Raw genomic sequence first — 26373 nt, forward strand, 5'->3', positions numbered from 1 at the left:
TAATATATTAAGAAAAGTAATTTTAAAGTTAATAATACTTGTTATTAATATTAATTATATGTTAATTTGTACGTATTGAAGTTAAGTTTGTAAATGTTAAATAATAAAATCTCAAGGTTATGAAAAAAGATTTACGTTTTAAAGCATACATGGTTTTAAGTATGCTTTTTGTTTTGGTATTGTTTACAACAAGCCTGAAAGCACAGGTTGATGTTGCTGTTATTGATCCGGATCTTCCTGATAAAGAAATGCTGGTCAATAGTCTGCAATCAGGCATTTTAGTAGAATTTCTCGATAATAGTGAAGAGGTAATGAATTCAATTTCAAAAATTGTTATGAAATATGAATCTATTTCATCTTTAAATGTCTTTACACATGGTGCTCCCGGGATGATTTTTACAACAAGTTCAGTTTTAAATACTGAAAACGTTGCAAAAGCTGATGATGTATCTGAATGGAAAAATCATTTTAGTTCAAATGGTATTATAAATTTATTTGGATGTGATGTTGCAAACGGTGTAAAAGGTGAAGCTTTTGTAAATTTATTAAATGATAAAACCGGTCTTGCAGTCTTTGCCTCAAATGATAAAACCGGGAGTTTTTCATTAGGAGGTAACTGGAAGCTTGAATATGGTACAGGAAAAAAGGAAAATTATTCTATTCTGAAAGAAGGAATAGAAATGTATAGGCATTTGCTTTACAAAGTGTTCGTTAGAGGTGGTAGTGGACTTTATGATTTTGCCAGCTCAATACATACTTTTTATAATTCGATATCCGGTGTAAGCTCAGTGATTATCAATGATAGTCAATCAAAAATTACAAATCTTGACGGGTATGATTTAGCATGGATTGTTACTCCATATTCAGCTTTAACTACAGCTGAGATTAGTGAACTAAGGGCACTTCTTGAAAGAGGAGGACGAATAATCTGGATAGGTGAACATTCCGGATTTTCTGCACAGAATACATTTGTTACAAATGCCGTAAGCGCTTTAGGGGGCCACTTATCAATCAAAAATGAAATGTTGAATTCTGGTGGTGTAACCTTATCAGCAGGGGTAGAGTTTGATTCAAACATTGATTTATTATCCGGCGTCAATTACTTAAGCAGTAATGCTGCTTCAACCATCAATATTGGAGGAGATGCCAGAGTGCTTTGTAAGATTAAAGAAGATCCTTCAAAAATATTTATTGCACAGGAGTACTTGTATAATGGTGACATTATTGCCTGGGCCGATGTTAACTGGGGATCTTTAACTACATCTACAAGTAACGGAAAATTTTTTTACAACGCTCTAGTATTGGCTGGTGATCGAATAAGTAACCTGGAGAAAGCGGTGCTTACTACAACTGAAGCATATTCAATTTCTGGTTCCTCAGCTATGTCTGGTGGAAACATTATTGATGACAAAGGTTCAACCATTACGGAAAGAGGTATTTGCTGGAGTTCATCCAATACAACGCCAACCGTAAGCGATTCAAAAGTTACTGATTCAAATGGCGGAACTGGATCATTCAGTTTACAGGTAGCAGGATTAAGTCTAAATACAACATATTATGTTAGGTCTTATGCAATAAATGATAATGGTACTGCCTATGGTAACGTGATCTATTTTACGACACCTGCCATACAAAATACTTCTCCAACAGCAGTTGCTGATAATTACACTTGTCAGGTTGGTTCAACAATATATGGTAAAGTTACTGATAATGATTTTGATGATGATGGAGATGCAATATCAGCAACTATAGTAACGAAACCCAGTTATCATAATGGTACATTTACTTTAAATTCAGATGGATCATTTACATATTCACAAAATGGTACCGTTGCACCGTCTGACTTCTTCTCTTATTATCTTTCTGATGGGAAGTCTATTTCATCTACCGTTAGTGTTAGTATTAATCTTTTTGTACCTCAAAATGCACCAATTGGTGGGAATGGCTCTGTTAATGCAGTTGCTGACGAAGCCTATTCTTTCAAGGCCGCAGATTTTACCTTTAGCGATGCTGACGGACATACCTTTAATGGAATCAAGGTAGTTTCGTTGCCGGGTTCAGGCGCTTTAAAATATAATGGATTGCCTGTATCTGCCGGAGCAAACTGTAATGTTATATCAAATCTGTCGTTTACAGGTTCGTCAACCATCACATTTACATTCAAGGTTATTGACTCTTCGGGAGAGGAAAGTGATGCTAGCTATACTATGACCATTAATGTTGAAACACCTCTGGATTGTTCAGAATTCAATGTGAACGACCTGACGTTAAGTGGTGATGCATCCATTTCCGGCAATGTAGTAACATTGACTGAAGATGCCGGAGGTCAGACCGGTTCGGTCTGGGGAATTTCAAGGATTGATTTAACTCAGAATTTCAGGATCACGTCAAAAGTATTTCTGGGAAATAATGAGAATGGTGCTGATGGAATTGCATTTGTGATTCAAAAATTATCGTCCAATGCCGGTTCTACAGGTGGTGGTTTAGGATATGGTGGAATTGATCCTTCTTTAGCTGTAGAATTTGATACGTACAATAATGGTAGCGCTGATCCAATGTCAAATGATCATATTGCAATTGTTAAAAATGGTCAGGCCGGAATCGCCAGTGCGCATAATGAGTATGCCTCAGCTTATGATGCCGGCCAATTGGAAGATGGAGCATGGCATGATTTTGTTGTTGAATGGAATGCATCCGCAAGGGCATTTAAAGTAACATTTGAAAATAGTGTATTATTTGATGTTACGATCGATCTTGTAAATAGTATATTCTCAGGTGACACCTATGCTTACTGGGGTTTTACCGGTGCAACAGGTGGTTCTACAAATCTGCAGCAGGTAGAAATTGTTGAGTATTGTATTACCAAGATAGTAAATACCAATCCGGTAATTTCGGAATTGACAGATGTGAATGATTGTACATCAGAACCAGGTGTTTCAGTTGATTTTACGGTTACAGATAATGAATCTCTTCCTGAAAAAATGACAATTGAAGTGAGTTCTTCAAATCAGAGTCTGGTTAAGGATTCCAGGTTAATTGTATCAGGTTTAACTTCTTCTAGATCACTGGAAATAACCCCGGAAGAAAACCAGACTGGTGAGTCTGTAATCACAATTACAGCAACAGATGGTGATGGAGCTTCAGTCCAAAAAACATTCAAATACATACTTGAGATATGTGATAGTGACAATGACGGCATCACAGATAATGAAGACGCTTTCCCTAATGATCCTAATGAATGGATTGATTCAGACAATGATGGAACAGGAAATAATGCCGATACCGACGATGATAACGATGGTTACACCGATGCTGATGAAGCAGACAATGATACCGATCCGATGGATGTAGCATCTGTACCGGCTGATAACGATGGTGACAAGGTCAGTGACCTTAATGATAACGATGATGATAATGACGGTGTTGCAGATGCGGAAGACAAGTTCCCGATGGATGCAGCAGAGTCAGCAGACAATGACAATGACGGAATTGGAGACAATGCCGATACAGACGATGATAACGATGGTTACACCGATGCTGATGAGGCAGCCAACGAAACGGATCCGCTTGATGCAGCATCAGTACCTGCTGATAACGACGGAGATAAGGTGAGTGATCTGAACGATAATGATGACGATAATGACGGTGTTGCAGATGCAGAGGATAAGTTTCCGATGGATGCAGCAGAATCAGCAGACAATGACAATGACGGAATAGGGGACAATGCCGATACCGACGATGATAACGATGGTTATACTGATGCCGATGAAGCTGCCAATGATACCGATCCTCTGGATATAGAATCAATACCTGCAGATAACGATGGCGACAAGGTCAGTGACCTGAACGACAATGATGACGATAATGACGGTGTTGCCGATGCTGAGGATAAATTCCCGATGGATGCCGCAGAATCAGCAGATAATGACAATGACGGAATTGGAGACAATGCCGATACAGACGATGATAACGATGGTTACACTGATGCTGATGAAGCAGCCAATGATACCGATCCGATGGATGCAGCATCTGTACCGGCTGATAACGACGGAGACAAAGTCAGTGACCTGAATGATAACGATGATGATAATGACGGTGTTGCAGATGCAGAAGACAAATTCCCGATGGATGCCGCAGAGTCAGCAGATAATGACAATGACGGAATAGGGGACAATGCCGATACCGACGATGATAACGATGGTTATACTGATGCCGATGAAGCTGCCAATGAAACTGATCCGATGGATGCAGAATCCATACCGGCCGATAACGATGGCGACAAGATCAGTGACCTGAACGACAGCGACGATGATAATGACGGCGTTGCAGATGCAGAAGACAAATTCCCGATGGATGCAGCAGAGTCAGCAGATAATGACAATGACGGAATTGGAGACAATGCCGATACAGACGATGATAACGATGGTTACGCCGATGCTGATGAAGCAGCCAATGATACCGATCCGCTTGATGCAGCATCTGTACCGGCTGATAATGATGGCGATAAGATCAGTGACCTGAATGACGACGACGACGACAATGATGGCATTGCCGATGCAGAAGACAAATTCCCGATGGATGCCGCAGAATCAGCAGATAATGACAATGACGGAATTGGTGATAACGCCGATACAGACGATGATAACGACGGTTACACTGATGCCGATGAGGCAGACAATGGCACTGATCCTCTGGATATAGAATCAATACCTGCAGATAACGACGGTGACAAAATAAGTGACCTGAATGACGACGACGACGACAATGATGGCATTGCCGATGCAGAAGACAAATTCCCGATGGATGCCGCAGAGTCAGCAGATAATGACAATGACGGAATTGGAGACAATGCCGATACAGACGATGATAACGATGGTTACACCGATGCTGATGAAGCAGCCAATGATACCGATCCTCTGGATATAGAATCAATACCTGCAGATAACGACGGTGACAAAATAAGTGACCTGAATGACAATGACGACGATAATGACGGCATTGCAGATGCAGATGACAAATTTCCGATGGATGCCGCAGAATCATCAGACAACGACAATGACGGAATAGGGGATAATGCAGATAACGATGATGATAACGATGGTTATACAGACCAGGATGAGATAGATAACCGCTCGAATCCATATGATGCAACTGAAACACCTCTTGATAATGATGGAGATAAAATCAGTGACTTACATGACGATGATGATGACAATGACGGTGTGAGTGATGAAGAGGATGAGTTCCCGATGGATGCAACAGAATCAGCAGATAATGACAATGACGGAATTGGAGACAATGCCGATACAGATGATGATAACGATGGATATACCGATCAGGATGAAGCTGATAACGGAACCAATCCTTTCGATTTGAAGTCGGTTCCGCTTGATAATGATGGAGATAAAATCAGTGACATGAATGATACCGATGATGATAATGATGGTATTCCGGATGATGAAGATCCAACTCCTTATGGAACAGCAGATGCAGTTGAGTCAGCCTCTCTCCTAAAGGTGAACATATATCCATCTGTTGGACACGGAATAGCAACCATTAATGTCGACAACAGTCAGGACTATACAGTTACTGTTTATGGTTTAAATGGACGTATAATTCGTCAAATAGATGATTGTACAGGTAAGCAAAAGCTGGATATCAGTGATCAGTCAGCAGGGATTTATATTATAACAATAACTCAAACTTCCAGGCAGGTTGCAAATCTGAAGCTTATGAAACAATAACTAAAACAGTTCTCATCAGCAGGGAGGTACAGCAAAGTGCCTCCCTTTTTTATATCTGGAACGTTTTGGGCCGGATGATTAAAAATATGGCAACATTATTTTTTGGTGTGCTTATTTGAAATGATACCTCTGAATCTGAAATTGTGACCTGTAAAACACATGTAAAATCCAATTGCATAGTCAGGCTTTCAGTGTTAAATAAATATCAATAATATTACTGTTTTATGGTGATTGAATTAGTTTGTATTAACAAAATATTAATTAGTATCATTTTTAGTTTAATTATACTTGTTTTTAATATTAAAAATATGTTAATTTGTACGTATTGAAGTTAAGTTATAAATATTAAATAATAAAATCTCAAAGTCATGAAAAATGTAGTCGTCTTTTTATTGCTCTCTTTGGGTATAAGTCTTAATGTGTTATCACAGACCAGGGACTTGGTAGTAATTGATGAGAGTATTCAGGATATTGACCTGCTTAAAAGCTCAATACTGAGGCAGGCAGATATCCTTTTAGTAAACAATCAGTCTGAAGTCTGGTTTGAAATTTACCAGGCCATATCGGATCAACCCGCCATCACACAGGTTCATCTTCTGCTGCCTTCTTCCGAAGGGGAGCTTGTTATCGGTGGCACAAGCTATGATGTTAATACCATTAGTGAAGTATTTGATCTGAAACTTCTGAAAAACAAGGAAATCTCACTTCTGTTTTATGGATCAAACCTCGCAGAAATTGAAGAAGGTAAAGCTCTTGTAAATAAAATTGCAGAGATAACTAATCTTGATATTTCGGCATCCACCACCACGACTGCAGGTAAAGATGCAGGAGGGGACTGGCTTTTGGAATATCATACCGGTAATTCTGCAGAATATGATCCCATTTTTAATGATGAAAGCTTAAAGAACTATCCCTATAATTTCTAATATAAAACAAGTAACATATGAAAATTATTTACAATTATATCGTTGTTGTATTGTTGGTGCTTATGGCTCAGGCAATACAGTCGCAGTCTGTTAACATGACGGTTCAGCAGGGACCTAATATTGACGTGATGATGACCATAGGATTTTCGGATCTTAATATTGATAATTTTGAAGCCGACTTAAATGCCGCTCTTCAGAATAAAGGAATTCCATCTGATAAATTAAAGGTTGAGGCCTTTGAACGTTCCACTACTTCTTCAAATTCAGAAGATGCAAAAGCCATTTTCGATACATGGACACGTTATGGTTACAATAGTGAAACCTGGGAATTTGTTGATGCAGATAAATATATCAGACGTTTAAACAATGATAAACTGGCTGGGTTTTACGATCCGGCTTTTAATTCAAGCAAATATACACTCGAAGTGGATATGCTGAGCACCAGTGGCGGTGATAATGATGATATGGGGATTACCTTCGGCATGAATGATGGTGCTGTTGGTTCATACCTCTTCAATTTTTCAGGTGCCGTAAGATCCATGAATTACAGTGAATTCATACCAGGTGATGGTTTCGCTTCAGGATTGTACCTGATAACGAAAGATAATGGAGCTTCTGTAGATGAAAGGTATTATGTAAAAGGTCTGGTGGATTGTAAAAATACCATTTTTTCTCCGTCTAATCACAGTATCTGGTATCACCTAAAACTTGAAGTTAACGGTAAGAACGTCCAGATATGGATGGATGGAGTTAAGGTTGTGGACTATAATGCGCCAACAGATATTACAGGTACTTACGGATTTTTCTCCAATAGTCAGCCTTCCGCTACATTCAAGAATTTAGAGGTTACTAAACTTACTTTACGAAAATTCAAAGATGTGTTACGCGAACCACAGTGGCGGAACAGTGCCCTGCGTTTTAATGTAAACCTTGATGATCTCGAGGTTGAGGACTTTAATTACGATGACGATCTTTCTGAAATTCTGATGCGTTGTATTAATGAAGATATTCATTTTCTGGGCTGGGGTGTCGATGCAAACAAAGCACAGTATGAGCGCTTTGTAGTGCAGAATAATGATAAGGGTACCTTTATAAACAGAAGTAGTGGTACCTGGACTACCTGGATTGAGTCCATTGCTCAGTATATATACGACCTGTATGTTCAGGAAACTGTGGAAGGTGATTATTTTATTGCAGGAATATCAGTAGAGATCAATGTTGATCCGGCTGAAATGAAAACGGCTACGGCTAATGCCGACTATCCGGGCGGTAGATGGAATATCACACACGATAATACCTACTTTGCCAATAATAACGGAACCGCATCGTGGAATGGCCTCTACCTGGAGGATGTGCCCGAGTTTTATGATAAAGTTGGAAAGTATAGTTTTACTTTCGAAGATTTGCAGACGGATCCATCTGTACTTTATTTTCACAGGAAACCGGTGGCAGGATTCAGTTATATTGCCAGTACGGGTGCAATAACAGATAATTCATATGATCTTGATGGAGGTGCCAATAACGGAATATCTGAATCGGTATGGCAATGGAAGCCTGTAAATGCTATGACTGCAGATGCCTGGAATTCAGGAATCTTTGATAAAAACAGCGTTCCTGATGGGGAGTATCTGATTATGCTGGCAGTAAAAGATTATCAGAATACATGGAGCCGTCCAAGCTGTAAGTATATTGAAGTCTCGGGTTCAACTGGTAATGCTGATCAGTTACCAATCGCTCAGTTTAATATTCAACCTGATGTATTAACAACCTACAGTGGAAGTATGACTATATCCATAGACAATACTTCTGTCGATCCTTATAACCGTACACTAAATCAGGAAGAATGGATTGTGGTTCAAAGAACATATGACATAAACGGTGATCCGGTCGATGCAGAAATATATAACAGCAATACTTCTCTGACTGACTTTTCGACATACAGTAATTTATCAGCAGATTATATAATCAGTCTCAGGGTGATGGCAAATACAGGTGTTTGGTCACTGCCGTATTATCGTACACTTACAGTCATCGATGACAATACGGCACCTGTAGCACAGGTGAATCCCGCCAGTGGATCACTGACTACTGATGATGTAATAACACTGATATTTGCGGATGAAAATGGCGGAAGTGGATTTGATGTCCAGCGTTTTGCGATGACTCAAAGTGTATCAGCTCCATCAACTACCGATGCCGCATGGGGTTCATGGAGTAACAGTCAAAGTAAAAATGTGAGTTTTATCAATGGTGGAACCGGTTGGTATATTCATACCCAGGTTAAGGATCATGCCTCAAACATGGCTACTCAATCATTCGGGCCGTATGATGTAACTCTGATTGTAAGCGCGGTTAATGATCTGGTTCTGACCAGTGAGGAAACATCAACATCTCCGGTCAATGTATTGTACAACGATAAGTACAGTACGGGAGGAAGTCCTGTGGTTACTATAACCAGGCAAGGCACAAAAGGTAGTGCTGTTGTTGATGAAAACGGACGAATTGTATATACGCCGGATAAAGACAAGTTCGGATCAGACAGTTTGTTTTACCAGCTCAACGATAATGGGACTACAGATGAAGCCAAACTGATTATTTCTATCAGTAATGTGGATGATGCACCTGTAGCCGTAGCTGATGAGTTCTCGTTGAATGAAAATGCAACATGTTTAGGGAATGTATCGGAAAATGATATCGAAGTGGATAATGATCCAAGAGTTTATCATCTGGTCAGTGGACCGTCACATGCATCTGCATTCAGTTTAAACGAAGATGGCTCCTTTACTTACACGAATGATGGAAGTGAAAATGTGAGCGATTCATTTACTTATAAATTCGAAGATGCTAAATCATTCAGCTCGGTAGTTGCAGTTACCTTGAATATAGCCCTGCAAAATGATCTTCCCGTAGGACAGAATGAGACTGTTGATGTTACAGAAGATGTTGTTTATCACTTTGAAGATCAAAACTTCACATTTAATGATGATGATACAGATGATCAGTTGAGTGGTATCAAAATAGAAACTTCTGTTGCACAGGGAACTTTGAAATATGATGGAAATGCAGTGAATGATGGTGATGTTTGTCCGGATGTAACGCTCCTGACGTACCAGACAGAGACAGGAGGTACAGGTGATAGTTATGCAGGATTTACCTTCAGAATTATGGATAAGGCAGATGCATTGAGTGCTGATTCATATGCCATGCAGATAAATGCGTTAATTGATACTGATGGTGATGGCATTGCTGATATAACAGATCCGGATGATGATAACGATGGTGTTGCTGACGAAGTGGAAATAGCAAATGGAACTGATCCGCTTTCTGCTGATACCGATGGAGATGGTATAAATGATAAAGATGATGCTTTCCCGAAAGATGAAGGTGAAAGTCTCGATACCGATACCGATGGCATTGCAAATAATGCCGATACCGACGATGATAACGATGGTTACACCGATGCTGATGAAGCAGCCAATGATACCGATCCGCTTGATGCAGCATCTGTGCCGGCTGATAACGATGGAGACAAGGTCAGTGATCTGAATGACAATGATGATGATAATGACGGTGTTGCAGATGCAGAGGATAAATTCCCGATGGATGCCGCAGAGTCAGCAGATAATGACAATGACGGAATTGGAGACAATGCCGATACAGACGATGATAACGATGGTTATACTGATGCAGATGAAGCAGCCAATGATACTGATCCGATGGATGCAGCATCTGTACCGGCTGATAACGATGGCGACAAGGTCAGTGACCTGAACGACAATGACGACGATAATGATGGCGTTGCAGATGCGGAAGACAAATTTCCGATGGATGCATCAGAATCAGCAGACAACGACAATGACGGAATTGGTGATAATGCGGATACGGACGATGATAACGATGGTTATACTGATGCAGATGAAGCAGCCAATGATACCGATCCGATGGATGCAGCATCTGTACCGGCTGATAACGATGGTGACAACATCAGTGACCTGAACGACAATGACGATGATAATGACGGCGTTGCAGATGCAGAGGATAAATTCCCGCTGGATGCATCAGAATCAGCAGATAACGACAATGACGGAATAGGTGACAATGCCGACACAGATGATGATAACGATGGTTATACCGATGCTGATGAGGCAGCCAATGATACCGATCCGCTTGATGTAGCATCTGTACCAGCCGATAACGATGGTGACAAGGTCAGTGACCTGAACGACAACGACGACGATAATGATGGCGTTGCAGATGCGGAAGACAAATTTCCGATGGATGCCGCAGAGTCAGTAGATAATGACAATGACGGAATTGGAGACAACGCCGATAGAGACGATGATAACGACGGTTACACCGATGCTGATGAGGCAGCCAATGATACCGATCCTCTGGATGTAGCATCTGTACCAGCCGATAACGATGGTGACAAGGTCAGTGACCTGAACGACAACGACGACGATAATGATGGTGTTGCAGATGCAGAAGACAAATTCCCGATGGATGCCGCAGAGTCATCGGACAATGACAATGACGGAATTGGTGATAACGCCGATACAGACGATGATAACGATGGTTACACCGATGCCGACGAAGCCGCCAATGATACCGATCCGCTTGATGCAGCATCCGTACCGGCCGACAACGACGGTGACAAAGTCAGTGACCTGAACGACAATGATGACGATAATGACGGTGTTGCAGATGCAGAGGATAAGTTCCCGATGGATGCCGCAGAATCATCAGACAACGACAACGATGGAATTGGTGATAATGCCGATACCGATGATGATAACGACGGTTACACCGATGCCGACGAAGCAGACAATGGCACTGATCCTCTGGATATAGAATCAATACCTGCAGATAACGACGGTGACAAAATCAGTGACCTGAATGACGACGACGACGATAACGATGGCATTGCCGATGCAGAGGATAAATTTCCGATGGATGCCGCAGAATCATCAGACAACGACAACGATGGAATTGGTGATAATGCGGATACCGACGATGATAACGACGGTTACACTGATGCTGATGAGGCAGACAATGGCACTGATCCTCTGGATATAGAATCAATACCTGCCGATAACGACGGTGATAAAATAAGTGACCTGAATGATCCGGATGATGATAATGACGGTATTTTGGATGACGAAGACCCGACACCATTTGGAACAACTGATGCATTGAGTAATCCTGGTGGAATAAATGTTAAGATCTATCCGACCATTGGAAATGGTACTGCTACCGTTACTGTAGAAAATAACAGGAGCTATGCGATTAATGTGTACACATTAGGTGGACGATTGATAAAACAGGTAGTAAAAACATCCGGTACTTATCAGTTGCATATTACAGATCAGCCTGCCGGTATTTACCTGGTAACTGTCGTGCAGGAAAATGCAGTGATATCAAATCAAAAATTGATTAAAAAATAAGACAGCATTGCAGTTTTTTAAAAAGGAAAGAGGTGTCCGAAAGACACCTCTTTTTTGTGTTAGTATGGTGTAATCTTTTATTTTTACAATAAAAAAATAAAAAATTTATTAATGATGTTTTTTCGCTGTTAAAGCATGTTCTGACGTATATTGTTTAAGTAATATTTAAATTAAAATTAACAAAATTAGGTTTTAAGATTAAATCTATGTAATTTTATGTTGTATTATTAACAAATACGTTAAGCTAAAACAATAAAAACACAACATCATGAAGATCTTTACCGTTACCTTTGTACTTTTACTGAGTGCAGGGTTTAGTTTACTCTCCCAGACAAAAGATCTTGTCGTCATTGACGAAAATGTCGAAAAAATTGATCTTTTAAAGGGTGCAATGAACCGCAATGCTGAAGTATTGCTTGTAAATGAAGAATCTGAAATATGGTTTGAGATTTACCGTTTGGTTACTTCTAATCCTGAAATTACCCAGGTACACTTACTACTGCCTGCTGCAGAGGGCGAGTTGTTTATCTGTGGGGCAGCATTTGACGAACATTCTATTGGGGATGTTTTCGATTTGAAACTGCTGAAGGACAAGGATATTTCCCTTCTTTTTTACGGATCTAACCTTGCAGAGGTGGATGAAGGAAAGAACCTCGTTAATAAAATTTCAGAACTTACGCATCTGCATATTGCAGCTTCTACAACCACAACAGCCGGACAAAATGCCGGCGGCGACTGGAATCTTGAATATCAGTCAGATGACAAAGCCGTGATTGAACCTTTGTTTAATGCTGATTTGCTGACCGATTATCCCTACAATTTCTAAATTTTACCAACCTTATGAAAAATAAGTACAAATTAGTTTTGTTTGTGCTGTTTGTAATGTATTTCCAGTTTTTTACAGCACAAACTGTGAATATGTCGGTTTCTCAAGGGCCGAATATTGACGTTATGATGACCATCGGTATGTCTGATCTGAATATCGATAATTTTGAAGCAGATCTGAATACGGCACTTCACAATAAAGGTATACCTGAAGATAAACTCCGGGTAGAGGCTTTCGAGCGAATCACAACTTCATCCAATTCCGAAGATGCTCAGGCCATATTTGATATGTGGACCAGGTATGGTTACAATAAGGATACCTGGGAATTTGATCCTGTTAATAAATATATAAAAAGACAGAATAACGACTATCTGGCAGGATTTTATGATCCGACCTTCAATTCATCGAAATACACTCTTGAGGTAGACATGCTCAGTACAGAAGGATCGGATAACGATGATATGGGTATCACCTTTGGTATGAAAAGCGGAGCAGTGGGAGCATACCTGTTTAATTTTTCAGGCGCAGTCCGTACCTTAAAAACAACAGATTTTATTCCCGGACATGGTTTTGCATCCGGGCTTTATAAAATCACAGGTGATAACGGAGCACTGGAAGATGAACGGTACTATGTGAAAGGGTTAGTTGATTGCAGGCAGACCATTTTTTCGCCTTCTAATCACTCCACCTGGTATCACCTTAAACTGGAAGTCAACGGAAAGACAATAAAAATCTGGATGGATGGAGTTGAAGTTGTAAATTATGAAGCTCCGGAAATAGTTGAAGGCAGCTACGGATTTTTCTCTAACAGTCAGCCTGCAGCAACATTTAAAAACCTGGAATTAACACAATATTCCTTACGTGAATTTAAGGATGTATTGCGTGAACCACAATGGAGAAACAGTGCACTGCGGTTTAATGTGAATCTCGATGATCAGGAAGTGCAGGATTTTACAACGGATGACGACCTTGCAGAAATTCTGATGCGCTGTATTAATGAAGATATTCACTACCTTGGTTGGGGTGTTGATGCCAATAAGGATCAGTTTGAATGGTTTGTTCAGCAAAATAACAATAAGGGAACTTTTGTCAACAGAAGTTCTGGTTACTGGGCCTTGTGGATCGATGAAATTGCACAATACATTTATGATCAGTATGTATTTGAAACGGTTGAAGGGATGTATTTTATCGTGGGGACGTCAGTAGATATTGCCGTTGATCCTTCAGAGATGAAAACGGGCACTGCAAATGAAGCCTATCCCTGCGGCCGCTGGAAAATTACACATGATAACACGGTATTTGATAATAGCAATGGCCTGGCATCATGGCATGACCTTTACCTTGAAGATGTGCCGGAATACTATGATAAAGTGGGGAAATACACCTACTATTTCGAAGATGTTCCGTTAGGGAATGACATTTATTTTCACCGGATGCCGGTAGCCAGCTTTTCATATAATTCAGGAACCGGGGAACTGGTAAATAATTCCTTTGACCTTGATGGTGGAACAGCAAATGGTATTGAAGAATCACTGTGGCAATGGAAAGCGGTGAATTCAGAAGGAATAGATGAGTGGACCGATGGAATGTTTGATAAAACAGCTGTTCCCGGAGGTGAGTACCTTATCATGCTTACGGTTAAGGATCATCAGAATACCTGGAGCAGGCCATCCTGTAAATATGTCGAGGTATCTGAAACAACAGGAGGAGATGATGATATACCCATTGCACAGTTTAATATTCAACCGGATGTACTAACTACCTTTAGTGGTAATATGACGGTTGCAATAGATAATACTTCTGTTGATCCGTATAACAGATTGCTGGATCAGGAAGAATGGACTATTGTTCAACGTAAATATGATATAAACGGAGATCCCGTTGAAACCGAAATATACAGTGGAAATACGGCTTACACGGACTTTTCAGCTTACAGTGATGAAAGCGCGGAATACATTTTAAGTCTGAAAGTCAGAACAAATACCGGAATCTGGTCATTACCTTATTTCCGTACTTTAACCGTTATAGATGACGAAAGAGCACCTTCCGTTAATGCAAGTCCGGCAAGCGGAGACGTAACTACTGATGATTATATTTCTCTGAGTTTCAATGATGAATCCGGAGGAAGCGGTTTTGATGTCCAAAGGTATGTGATGACCAGGGATGCCGTAAGTCCGGAATCTGATGATCAGATTTGGGGATCGTGGAGTACTTCACAAACCAGACTGATTACGTTTCCTGCCGGTGGTGCTGACTGGTATATTCATTGCGAAGTGAAGGATAAAGCGTCAAACGTCAATGCCGTGTCTTTTGGACCTTATAATGTAACATTGATCGTAAGTGCTTTAAATGATCTTGTTCTGACAGATGAAGAAACAGCAACTTCGCCTGTGGATGTGCTGTATAATGATAAATACAGTACAGGAGGTAATCCTGAGGTTACCATTGTGACCCAGGGAAATAAAGGCCATGCAGTCGTTAATCAGGACGGCAGGATTGTGTATACACCGGAAAAAGATCTGTTCGGCACGGACAGTTTGTTTTATCAGTTGGATGATAATGGTACAACAGATGAGGCTAAACTGACTATTGTAATCAGAAACGTTGATGATGCGCCGGTTGCAAATGGTGAGGAGTATGCCCTGGATGAAAATGGTACAATTGCGCAGAATGTAGCCGATAACGATATTGAAGTCGATAATGATAACAGGGTTTATCACCTGGTCAGTGGACCATCTTACGCATCAGCCTTTAGTTTAAACGAAGATGGTTCCTTTAGTTATATACATGATGGCAGTGAAGTGGAAAGCGATGCATTTACCTATAAATTCGAAGATGCACATGCGTTTAGTTCTGTTGTAAGTACCACATTACACATTTCACTAATAAATGATCTTCCTGTTGGAGAGGATGAAGTCATTGATGTAACGGAAGATGTTGTCCGCCACTTCAGTGCTGCAGACTTTGCATTTAAGGATGATGATATAAACTCTGCATGCAAAGGTATTGTTATTGAGACCTCAGTTGACAGGGGTTCGCTGACATATGATGGTCACAACGTTGAAAACGGAGATTTTTGTGCAGACCTGTCACTTCTCGCGTTTAAAACATTGCAGGATGAAAGTGGTGATACCTATGCTCAGTTTACGTTCAGGTTAATGGATAATACGGATGCATTAAGTTCAGCTGCTTATACGATGACGATGAATGCACTTCCTGATAATGACGGAGATGGTATTGCCAATAATGTGGATCCTGATGATGACAACGACGGAATTACCGATGATGTGGAAATCGCCAATGGAACCGATCCCTATTCATCCGACACAGATGGCGACGGTGTAAGTGATGCGGAAGATGCATTTCCGAAAGATGAAGCAGAATCCGTGGATACTGATAACGATGGCATTGGAAATAACGCCGACACAGATGATGATAATGATGGTTACACCGATGCTGATGAGGCAGCCAACGAAACTGATCCGCTGGATGCAGAATCAGTACCGGCCGACAACGACGGAGATAAGGTAAGTGACCTGAACGACAATGATGACGATAATGATGGCGTTGCAGATGCAGAGGATAAATTCCCGATGGATGCAGCAGAGTCAGCAGATAATGACAATGACGGAATTGGAGACAATGCCGATACAGACGATGATAACGATGGTTACACCGATGCCGACGAAGCAGCCAATGATACCGATCCGCTGGATGCAGCATCTGTACCGGCCGATAACGACGGTGACAAAGTCAGTGACCTGAACGACAACGACGACGATAATGATGGCGTTGCCGATGCAGAGGATAAATTCCCGATGGATGCAGCAGAATCAGCGGACAATGACAATGACGGAATTGGAGACAATGCCGACACAGACGATGATAACGATGGTTACACCGATGCTGATGAGGCAGCCAACGAAACGGATCCGCTTGATGCAGCATCTGTACCGGCTGATAACGATGGTGACAAGGTCAGTGACCTGAATGACAATGATGATGATAATGACGGCGTTGCCGATGCAGAGGATAAATTCCCGATGGATGCAGCAGAGTCAGCAGACAATGACAATGACGGAATAGGTGACAATGCCGACACCGATGATGATAACGATGGTTACACCGATGCCGACGAAGCCGCCAATGATACCGATCCGATGGATGCAGCATCCGTACCGGCTGATAACGATGGCGACAAAGTCAGTGACCTGAACGACAACGACGACGATAATGATGGCGTTGCAGATACAGAGGATAAGTTCCCGATGGATGCAGCAGAATCAGCAGACAACGACAATGACGGAATTGGTGATAACGCCGATACAGACGATGATAATGATGGTTACACCGATGTTGATGAAGCAGCCAATGAAACAGATCCGATGGATGCAGCATCTGTGCCGGCCGACAACGACGGTGACAAAGTCAGTGACCTGAACGACAACGACGACGATAATGATGGCGTTGCAGATACAGAAGACAAATTCCCGATGGATGCATCAGAATCAGCAGACAACGACAACGATGGAATTGGTGATAATGCGGATACGGACGATGATAACGATGGTTATATTGATGCAGATGAGATTGCCAATGATACCGATCCTCTGGATGCCGAATCTGTACCGGCTGATAACGATGGTGACAAAGTCAGTGACCTGAATGATAACGATGACGATAATGACGGCGTTGCAGATGCAGAGGATAAGTTCCCGATGGATGCAGCAGAATCAGCAGATAATGACAATGACGGAATAGGAGACAATGCCGATACAGACGATGATAACGATGGTTACACCGATGCTGATGAAGCAGCCAATGATACCGATCCGCTTGATGCAGCATCTGTACCGGCTGATAATGATGGTGATAAAATCAGTGACCTGAACGACAACGACGACGATAATGACGGCGTTGTGGATGCAGATGATCAGTTTCCGTTAGATGCCTCAGAGTCTGTGGACACTGATAATGATGGAACCGGAAACAACGCCGATACGGATGATGACGGTGATGGTTATTCGGATGCAGATGAGATTGCCAATGATACTGATCCGCTGGATGCCGAATCTGTACCTGCCGATAATGATGGCGATAAGATCAGTGATCTGAATGATGACGATGATGATAATGACGGCATTACTGATGATGTAGATCCGACGCCGTTAGGTAATCCGGATGCCGTTTTGCCTGCAACGTTGGTTAATGTAAATCTTTATCCGGCAATAGGACATGGCCTTGCTATGCTGTCTGTAGATAATAAGCAGATTTATGATATTTATATCTATAGTCTGAATGGCCGGTTATTACATCAGATAAACAGTGTTCAGGGTAAACAAAAGGTTGATGTGAGCGACCAGCCCGGTGGAATATATCTGATCAGGGTCGTTCAGAATTCAGAGATAATAGCCAGTTTGAAACTCATAAAACAGTAATAAATCATAATGAAAGTGGAGGAGGTGTTCTTTGAGCACCTCCTTTTTTTGTATACGTGCAGATATTAAGGGTTTTAAGCCTGATTCAGGTACGGGATACAAGTCTGTAAATTAAATAAAAGTTAAATAAAAGACAAATAAAGTTAAATTATATTAGGTAATAAGGTGAATATATTGTAAATTTACCTCGTTAAATATTACGAAATAGTCAATTAGCTTAAATTTACTGTCATGAAAAGTCTTATAACCTTATTACTTCTTTTTGTCGGACTGGGTCTGAATGCTGAATCGCAAACAAAAGATCTGGTCGTAATTGATGAAAGTATTCAGGATATTAATCTTCTGAAAGAATCTACGCTGAGAGATGCAGAAATACTTCTCGTAAATGAAGAGTCTGAAGTATGGTTCGAAATATACCGGATCATTAATACCAATAGCAATATTAAGCAGGTCCATCTGCTTCTGCCGGTAAAAGATGGCAAGCTGGTCCTGAACAATGTAAGCTATGATCAGAATACAATAGGTGATGTTTTTGATATCAAACTTCTGAAAAACAAAAACATCTCGCTTCTGTTTTATGGCTCAAATTTTGCCTGTCAGGAACAGGGTAAGGCTTTAATAAATAAAATTTCCGAATTAACAAATCTGAAAGTCGCTGCGTCTGAAACCAAAACGGCTGGAGAGAATGCAGGTGGTGACTGGGGATTGGAATATCAGACCAGTGCTGATTTGGTTTTCGAACCTATTTTTAATGAGGCGGCACTAAAGGATTATCCATTGAATTTTTAAGGTAACAAACATATATTGCCTGTTTGAATGTAGAAAAGAGGGGGAATTCTGTAACGGAATTCTCCCTTTTGCATTATAAATACCAAAGGTTAATAATTCTGACAATTTGTTAAATGACATTTTTGTCAGTATCTGTTTTCTGTTGTTACTTGTTTTACACGTTATAGTGTAATGCATTGATTATGTGTGTTATAATCTTGTTGAACGGGCCTGGTTTTAAGATGCCGGATTTTTGATCACGAAATATGGAATGGTATTTGTTAAAACAGTTGCCAATATTAAAGGATTAAACAACAGCAGAGCTGCGCTCATTTAAATAAAACCGTTAAATTTGCGTCTGTTCAAAAAAATCACAATAACCAATGGGAATAAATACAGTGCTCTCAAAGTTTTTTGGAAACAAATCCGACAGGGATATCAGGGAAATTATGCCCTATATTACAAAAATCCATGAGGTATATCCTGAAATAGAAAAACTTGACGATGATGCCTTAAGAAATAAGACAACAGAAATAAAGCAAAGAATTAAAGATGTTTCATCTGAAGAACGAAGCAAAATTGAATCCATAAGGCAACAGATCGATGAAGATGCGGTTGCTTACGAAGAACGCGAAAAGCTTTACGATGAAATTGATGAACTGGAAGAAAAAATCTGGGAGAAGGAAAAAGGATTACTTGAAGATGTCCTGCCTGAAGTTTTTTCTGTTGTAAAGGAAACAGCCAGAAGATTTAAGGAAAATGAAACCATTAAAGTTCTGGCCACACAGTTCGACCGTGATCTGGCTGCAAAATTTGATTTTGTGGATATCGAAGGCGACTATGCCATCTGGCATAATTCATGGGTGGCCGGTGGTAATACGATCACCTGGGACATGGTCCACTATGAGGTTCAGCTGATTGGTGGTGTGGTATTGCATCAGGGTAAAATAGCGGAGATGGCGACAGGTGAAGGTAAAACTCTTGTAGCCACTTTACCGGTCTTCCTGAATGCGCTGGTGGGCAGAGGTGTACATCTTGTTACGGTAAACGATTACCTGGCTAAGCGTGACTCTGAATGGATGGGACCGCTATACCAGTTTCATGGTTTAAGTGTGGACTGTATTGATAAACATCAGCCGGGATCTGAGAGCAGAAGAAAAGCCTATAAGGCAGATATCACTTTTGGAACCAACAATGAGTTCGGCTTCGACTACCTGCGTGACAATATGGCATTTAATCCGTCAGAACTGGTGCAGAGAAAGCATCATTATGCCATAGTCGATGAGGTTGACTCCGTATTAATTGATGATGCCAGAACTCCGTTAATTATTTCGGGTCCGGTGCCTAAAAGCAACGATCAGCAGTTTGAAGAGCTGAAACCCAGGGTTGAAAAGCTGGTATCGCAGCAGCGTCATATGGTAACACAGTTGCTGACCGAAGCGAAACAGAAACTCAATTCCGAAGATTCAAAGGTTCAGGATGAAGGGGCTCTGCTGCTCTACAGGGCATACAAAGGGTATCCAAAGTACAAGCCATTGATTAAATACCTGAGTGAGCAGGGAATTAAAGCCCGAATGTTAAAAACAGAGAATCTGTACATGCAGGAAAACATGAAAAACATGCATATCGTTACAGATCCCCTGTATTTTGTAATTGATGAAAAGCTGAATTCTGTTGAACTCACAGATAAAGGTATTGATATTCTGACCGGCGATTCGGATGATCCTAAATTCTTTATTCTGCCTAATATTGGCGAGACCATTGCCGAAATTGAAAAGAATAAAGAGCTGAAGGAAGAGGCCAAAGTGGCTAAAAAAGATCAGTTATTGCAGGATTATGCGGTAAAATCGGAACGTGTACATACGGTCACACAACTTTTAAAGGCCTATTCCATGTTTGAAAAGGATGACCAGTATGTTGTGATCGACAATAAGGTGAAAATTGTGGATGAACAGACGGGTCGTATTATGGAAGGACGCCGTTACTCCGATGGTCTGCATCAGGCAATTGAAGCCAAGGAACGTGTAAAGGTGGAAGCTGCAACGCAAACCATGGCAACCATCACCCTGCAGAACTACTTCAGAATGTATGAAAAGCTTGCCGGTATGACCGGTACTGCGGAGACGGAAGCAGGAGAATTGTGGGATATCTATAAACTTGATGTCGTTGTGATCCCAACCAACAAACCAATTATTAGGGACGACCGTGAAGATAAGGTATATAAAACAAAACGCGAAAAATACAATGCTGTAGCAGAAGAGATCGTAGAACTGACTAAAGCCGGAAGACCGGTGCTTGTCGGTACAACCTCTGTTGAGATCTCTGAGTTGCTGAGCAGGATGTTAAAGATCCGGGGCATCAATCATAATGTGCTGAATGCCAAACTGCACCAGAAAGAAGCCGACATTGTGGCTCATGCCGGTAAAGAAGGTATGGTAACCATTGCAACAAACATGGCAGGTCGTGGTACGGATATTAAGCTTACGCCAAAAGTTAAGGAAGCCGGTGGTCTTGCCATTATAGGTACTGAACGGCATGAATCTCGTCGTGTGGACAGACAGCTGCGCGGTCGTGCCGGTCGTCAGGGAGATCCGGGTTCATCACAGTTCTATGTTTCACTGGAAGATGATCTGATGCGTCTGTTCTCAAGCGACAGGATTGTTAAAATAATGGACCGCCTAGGGTTGGAAGATGGAGAGGTGATACAGCACTCTATGATATCCAAATCCATAGAACGTGCACAGAAAAAAGTTGAGGAAAACAACTTCGGTATCCGTAAACGCTTGCTTGAATATGATGATGTCATGAATTCACAACGTGAGGTCATCTATACCAAACGTAAGCATGCCTTGCTGGGTGAACGTATGGGTGTTGAAATAGCTAATATGCTCTATGATACCTGCGAGGGACTGGTTGGTGAATATCATGATGCCACGGATTATGAAGGTCTCCGGATGGAACTCTTCAGGATTTTTGCCGTGGATCTTCCGGTAACAGAGGATGAATTCACCGGAATGTCTAAAAAAGATCTGTTTGATAAAACATACAATCAGATAATCGATACCTATAAGCGCAAGCAGGATAAGATTGCAACTACGGCAACACCTGTCATTCGCAATGTATACGAATCCAAAGGAGAACAGTATACCAACATCATGGTTCCGATATCCGATGGTAAGAGAATGTTCCAGATCAGTGCAAACCTGGAACGTGCCTACAAAAATGATTGTAAGGAGATCATCAGAAGCCTGGAGAAAAATATTCTGTTGTTGTACATCGACGAGGAGTGGAAAGAACATTTGAGAGAACTGGACGATCTGAGACAATCGGTTCAGAATGCAACGTATGAACAGAAAGATCCATTGCTCATATATAAATTTGAATCTTTTAACCTGTTTAAAACCATGATAGGTGAAGTAAACAGGAATGCCATTACCACTTTAATGCGGGCTCAGATTCCCACAAGAGAACCCGAGCAGGTACGCGAAGCCGTGGAACGCAGAAGTGATATGAGTAAATACAATACCCGTAAGGATGAGGTTGCAGCAGGTGGCAGATCGGGTGGAGAAGATCCGGATCAGCCAAAGCCAAAAGCACAGCCGGTAAGAGTGGATAAGAAAGTAGGCAGAAATGATCCGTGTCCATGTGGCAGCGGTAAGAAATACAAACAATGTCACGGTAAAGACGCTTAGTTATGCTCGGATACATTTTATGGAATGCTGATCCTGAAATATTCTCACTCGGCCCGTTGCACGTCCGTTATTACGGACTCATGTTCGGTATAGGTTTCTATATTGGCTACAGAATAATGCTGAACATTGTTAAACGGGAAGGATTACCCCAGGAATGGGTTGAAAAGCTTTTCATTTATACTATTATAGGTACTGTTGTAGGTGCACGTCTGGGACATTGTTTGTTTTATCAGCCGGAGTACTACCTGGCACATCCGATTGAAATCCTTAAAATTTGGGAGGGCGGACTTGCCAGCCATGGCGGTGCCATTGGCGTTTTAACAGCCCTCATCTTATTTTCCAGGAAGGTTTCCAAACGCAGTGTATTCTGGGTGCTGGACCGAATAGTCCTTGGTGTAGCTCTGACGGCAGCCCTCATAAGATTTGGCAATTTAATGAACAGTGAGATTTACGGATATCCTACTGATTCTGATTATGGGTTTGTTTATCTGAAAGACACAAAATTTGCCCACATGCTTGATGACGGCAGTGAGCTGGCAAAATTTGTTGATGATTATCATGTGGAAAAGGTGAAAGGGGAATCCCCGGACGGAGGCAAATCATGGCCTGTAATGTTTAATGTAACACTAAAGCAAGGTATTTCAGATGAAAAACAGGCTGATGCAATAGCCCGCTTTATCATTAAAGATGCATTGTCCAGATACGTCAAGGAGGATGGCGCCGAGTCTAATGTATATGTAGAACCGGATGTGCAGCCACAACTTAAGGTATTCAGGGGACACTGGCAGGCTACGTTTCCGGCTTTTGTCATACCCAAACACCCAACTCACATTTATGAGTCTCTGTGCTATTTGTTTGGTTTTGTATTGCTGATGTTTTTATATTATCGCACAAACCTCGCAGAAAAGAAAGGATTTCTGTTTGGATTATATCTTATTATTACCTTCCTGTCGCGTTTCCTCATCGAATTTGTTAAGGAGAACCAGGTCGGATTCGAAAAAGGCATGTCGCTGAATATGGGGCAGTGGCTGAGTATTCCTTTTGTACTGGCCGGCATTATTCTGATGATTCGCCCATTTATCATAAAAACCAAAGAAAGTAAGTAAAATATGGACGCCACAGTATCTCAAAAAGCCATAGAATATACCCGTAACCGGTCATGGTTGTTTGCTTTTGGTTCGCTGGTATTTGCCGCAGCCGGGGTTTATCTGATGCTAAATGCCGAAAACCTCACACAAAATGGCGGTACTGAATTGACGAACACGGTAATTGGCGGTTTTATGGTACTCTTTTTTGGATATGGTATGTTTTTGAATATCAGAAGATTAATTAAAAGAACACCGGCCTATATTTTTACCGGGGAAGGGCTGGTTTATAATCCAAAGGATCCGGAGCCTGGAATCGTGCCCTGGAGAGAAATACGATCTTTTGAAAGAACAAAGGTGAAAGGCAATTATTTTATTCTTTTAATGCTCAAGAATCCTGAGGCTGTAATAGAACGAGAGCGAAACGGCATGAAAAAGAGATTAATGAAAATGAACATGCGGGCCTATAAAACACCGTTGAGTATTGCGATGAATGAATTACAGATATCTGTAGTGGGTTTTGAATCGTTGTTAACACAGTACCTTAAACCGGTTTCCCGTCCCTGATTTGTATTCCGTGACATTTTTATTTACTAACACGAATAAAGTTTTATTTGTGAAATTAATTCTGTGTTAAAAAATTTGTGTTCCACAAAAAATATTTCATATATTTACACCTGTTAAGTAAGTATGCCTTAAACTTATTACTGAAAAAGAATTATGTAGATCAATTAAAAACATTTCGGATTGTTTTTTTATATAATTGATTGAAACAAAAGTTAAGTGTAATACAATGATTTATTTACCTGTAAACCTTAAAACATAAAGGAAAATGTTATCAAATCCTCTACCTTCAAAATTTTTATGGACGCTGACGCTTGGCGTTATACTTGTCACTTCAATCGGGACCTTTGCCAGAATACTGGAATGTCCGTATGCTGTCATGCTGTTGATCACAGGTCTGATATTATTGATTTGTAATATCATACTAATTATCAGGGATATTGTATTGAATGACATTACGAATAAAGCATTCTGGATCATTACGATGCTGGTCTTCCCGCCTGTAACATCCATTTTTTACCTGTTGCAAAGGGATGAACAGATCAAGTAATCAAAGAATGATAAGGCTGCTCAGCTGATCTTTGTTAAAAACAAAATTGGCCGTCTCCTGGAGTTGCAGTGCAGTTATGGATTGAATACGTTCGATCAGTTCCTGATATGAATCAAACCGGTTATAATGCAAAATACTTTTTCCGAAAGTCAGAAAATGGTTTTCCCTGTTCTCTGTTCCAATCGCTAACTGGCCGATCAGCTGACGTTTGGCAATATTAAGCTGGTTGACTGACAACGGCGTTTCTCTGAGCTTTTTTAGTTCAAGTTGAATAATGCGTTCAGATTTTTTCAGGTTCCTCTTGTCTGATCCAAAATAGATAGTTATTAATCCGTTTGAGGTAAATGGTGTGTAATTGGATTCGATGTTATACGCAATACCATTTTTTTCCCTCAGGTTAAGATTAAGGCGTGAGTTTAAACCCGGTCCTCCCAGTATATTATTCAGCAGATATACACTGTGCCTGTTATCATCATGAATGCCAGGAGCCACATTACCTGTAATATAGTGTACCTGGTATGTTTCCTGGCTCAGCGTCTTATATGTGGGTTTGTAGGTAAAATGACCGTTTCGTTGAGGTTCACCATAATTTTCAGGAAAGATTTCCAGGTATTTACGTGCAGTGGTCAGTACCCGGTTAAAGGAATAGTCGCCCATAACAAAGTAAACAATCTGGTTGCTGTGGTAGTTTTTCCTGATAAAACGGCTCAGATCATCCGAATTGAATTTTTCAAGCGTTTCCTCGGTTCCCAGAATATTATGGCCGAGGGGATGATCCTTGAAAATAAGGTCTTCAAAATCATCATGAATGGATTCGTAAGGTGAATCCTTGTATGAGTTTATTTCATCCAGTACCACATCCTTTTCCTTGTATATTTCATTTTCAGGAAAGGTGGAATTAAAGGTTATATCCGCCATCAGTTCTGTGGCCCGCGCCAGAAATGCTTTTGGGAAGGCAGCATAAATAAAGGTTTCTTCCTTTGTAGTATACGCATTTATTTCGCCGCCAATATTTTCAAGCCGGTTGAGGATCTGATAATTTTTTCGTTTAGCTGTCCCTTTGAACAACATATGTTCTATAAAATGAACGATGCCCTGTTCGTGTTCCGTTTCACTTGAGGAGCCACAGTTTATCACAATGCCGCAGTATGCTACATTCGATTGATAGGGCAGGTGAGCCACCCTTATGCCGTTTTGTAATGTCTCTAAATGATATTCTGCCATAAGTGGCGCAAATATACATGATTTTTTTACGCTGATAAATAATGATTGTTAAATCAGTGAAAGCCTGCAAATTCTCAAAACTCGCTTAAAAAGAAAACCACCTGCCGGACTA

11 protein-coding genes are annotated in these 26373 nt (G+C 40.9%); 10 read left to right on the forward strand and 1 reads right to left on the reverse strand.

Annotated features, from left to right (window positions below; genetic code table 11):
• Window positions 1-119 precede the first annotated feature (119 nt).
• The 10 genes from ACE1EF_RS02370 (at window position 120) to ACE1EF_RS02415 (ending at window position 25037) form a co-directional block, all read left to right on the forward strand.
• A complete protein-coding gene (locus ACE1EF_RS02370) occupies window positions 120-5744 on the forward strand; it encodes a lectin-like domain-containing protein (RefSeq protein WP_375719004.1) in 5625 nt (1874 codons plus the stop codon).
• A gap of 368 nt (window positions 5745-6112) precedes the next feature.
• Window positions 6113-6670, forward strand: coding sequence for a DUF4347 domain-containing protein (locus ACE1EF_RS02375; protein WP_375719005.1), 558 nt, complete (start codon window positions 6113-6115; stop codon window positions 6668-6670).
• A gap of 17 nt (window positions 6671-6687) precedes the next feature.
• Window positions 6688-12114: an Ig-like domain-containing protein gene (locus ACE1EF_RS02380; RefSeq protein WP_375719006.1), complete on the forward strand. Its 5427-nt coding sequence runs from the start codon at window positions 6688-6690 to the stop codon at window positions 12112-12114.
• Window positions 12115-12382: 268 nt separating this feature from the next.
• Window positions 12383-12940, forward strand: coding sequence for a DUF4347 domain-containing protein (locus tag ACE1EF_RS02385; RefSeq protein ID WP_375719007.1), 558 nt, complete (start codon window positions 12383-12385; stop codon window positions 12938-12940).
• 14 nt (window positions 12941-12954) lie between these two features.
• Window positions 12955-18378, forward strand: a complete 5424-nt coding sequence (locus tag ACE1EF_RS02390; protein ID WP_375719008.1) for a T9SS type A sorting domain-containing protein — start codon at window positions 12955-12957, stop codon at window positions 18376-18378.
• Window positions 18379-18609: 231 nt separating this feature from the next.
• Window positions 18610-19167, forward strand: a complete 558-nt coding sequence (locus tag ACE1EF_RS02395) for a DUF4347 domain-containing protein (protein WP_375719009.1) — start codon at window positions 18610-18612, stop codon at window positions 19165-19167.
• 362 nt (window positions 19168-19529) lie between these two features.
• The gene (gene secA, locus ACE1EF_RS02400) at window positions 19530-22838 is read left to right on the forward strand and encodes a preprotein translocase subunit SecA (protein WP_375719010.1); all 3309 of its coding nucleotides are present in this window, start codon (window positions 19530-19532) and stop codon (window positions 22836-22838) included.
• 2 nt (window positions 22839-22840) lie between these two features.
• A complete protein-coding gene (lgt, locus tag ACE1EF_RS02405; protein WP_375719011.1) occupies window positions 22841-23944 on the forward strand; it encodes a prolipoprotein diacylglyceryl transferase in 1104 nt (367 codons plus the stop codon).
• Window positions 23945-23947: 3 nt separating this feature from the next.
• Window positions 23948-24490, forward strand: a complete 543-nt coding sequence (locus ACE1EF_RS02410; RefSeq protein WP_375719012.1) for an STM3941 family protein — start codon at window positions 23948-23950, stop codon at window positions 24488-24490.
• A 265-nt stretch (window positions 24491-24755) separates the two neighbouring features.
• On the forward strand, window positions 24756-25037 hold the full coding sequence (locus tag ACE1EF_RS02415) for a PLDc N-terminal domain-containing protein (protein WP_375719013.1): 282 nt from the start codon (window positions 24756-24758) through the stop codon (window positions 25035-25037).
• On the opposite strand, the gene ACE1EF_RS02420 is transcribed toward ACE1EF_RS02415, so the two are convergent.
• Window positions 25038-26261 (reverse strand): M16 family metallopeptidase, encoded by a 1224-nt coding sequence (locus ACE1EF_RS02420; RefSeq protein WP_375719014.1) that lies wholly within the window; start codon window positions 26259-26261, stop codon window positions 25038-25040.
• Window positions 26262-26373 lie beyond the last annotated feature (112 nt).

The sequence above is a fragment of the Quyinboa sediminis genome (genome assembly GCF_042219855.1).
In the GTDB taxonomy this organism is placed as follows: domain Bacteria; phylum Bacteroidota; class Bacteroidia; order Bacteroidales; family UBA5342; genus JBHJHP01.

What these genes read in the sequence shown, in the direction of transcription:
- ACE1EF_RS02370 (WP_375719004.1), top strand. Translation starts at nt 120, where the DNA reads ATGAAAAAAGATTTACGTTTTAAAGCATACATGGTTTTAAGTATGCTT.
- ACE1EF_RS02375 (WP_375719005.1), top strand. Translation starts at nt 6,113, where the DNA reads ATGAAAAATGTAGTCGTCTTTTTATTGCTCTCTTTGGGTATAAGTCTT.
- ACE1EF_RS02380 (WP_375719006.1), top strand. Translation starts at nt 6,688, where the DNA reads ATGAAAATTATTTACAATTATATCGTTGTTGTATTGTTGGTGCTTATG.
- ACE1EF_RS02385 (WP_375719007.1), top strand. Translation starts at nt 12,383, where the DNA reads ATGAAGATCTTTACCGTTACCTTTGTACTTTTACTGAGTGCAGGGTTT.
- ACE1EF_RS02390 (WP_375719008.1), top strand. Translation starts at nt 12,955, where the DNA reads ATGAAAAATAAGTACAAATTAGTTTTGTTTGTGCTGTTTGTAATGTAT.
- ACE1EF_RS02395 (WP_375719009.1), top strand. Translation starts at nt 18,610, where the DNA reads ATGAAAAGTCTTATAACCTTATTACTTCTTTTTGTCGGACTGGGTCTG.
- secA (WP_375719010.1), top strand. Translation starts at nt 19,530, where the DNA reads ATGGGAATAAATACAGTGCTCTCAAAGTTTTTTGGAAACAAATCCGAC.
- lgt (WP_375719011.1), top strand. Translation starts at nt 22,841, where the DNA reads ATGCTCGGATACATTTTATGGAATGCTGATCCTGAAATATTCTCACTC.
- ACE1EF_RS02410 (WP_375719012.1), top strand. Translation starts at nt 23,948, where the DNA reads ATGGACGCCACAGTATCTCAAAAAGCCATAGAATATACCCGTAACCGG.
- ACE1EF_RS02415 (WP_375719013.1), top strand. Translation starts at nt 24,756, where the DNA reads ATGTTATCAAATCCTCTACCTTCAAAATTTTTATGGACGCTGACGCTT.
- ACE1EF_RS02420 (WP_375719014.1), bottom strand. Translation starts at nt 26,261, where the DNA reads ATGGCAGAATATCATTTAGAGACATTACAAAACGGCATAAGGGTGGCT.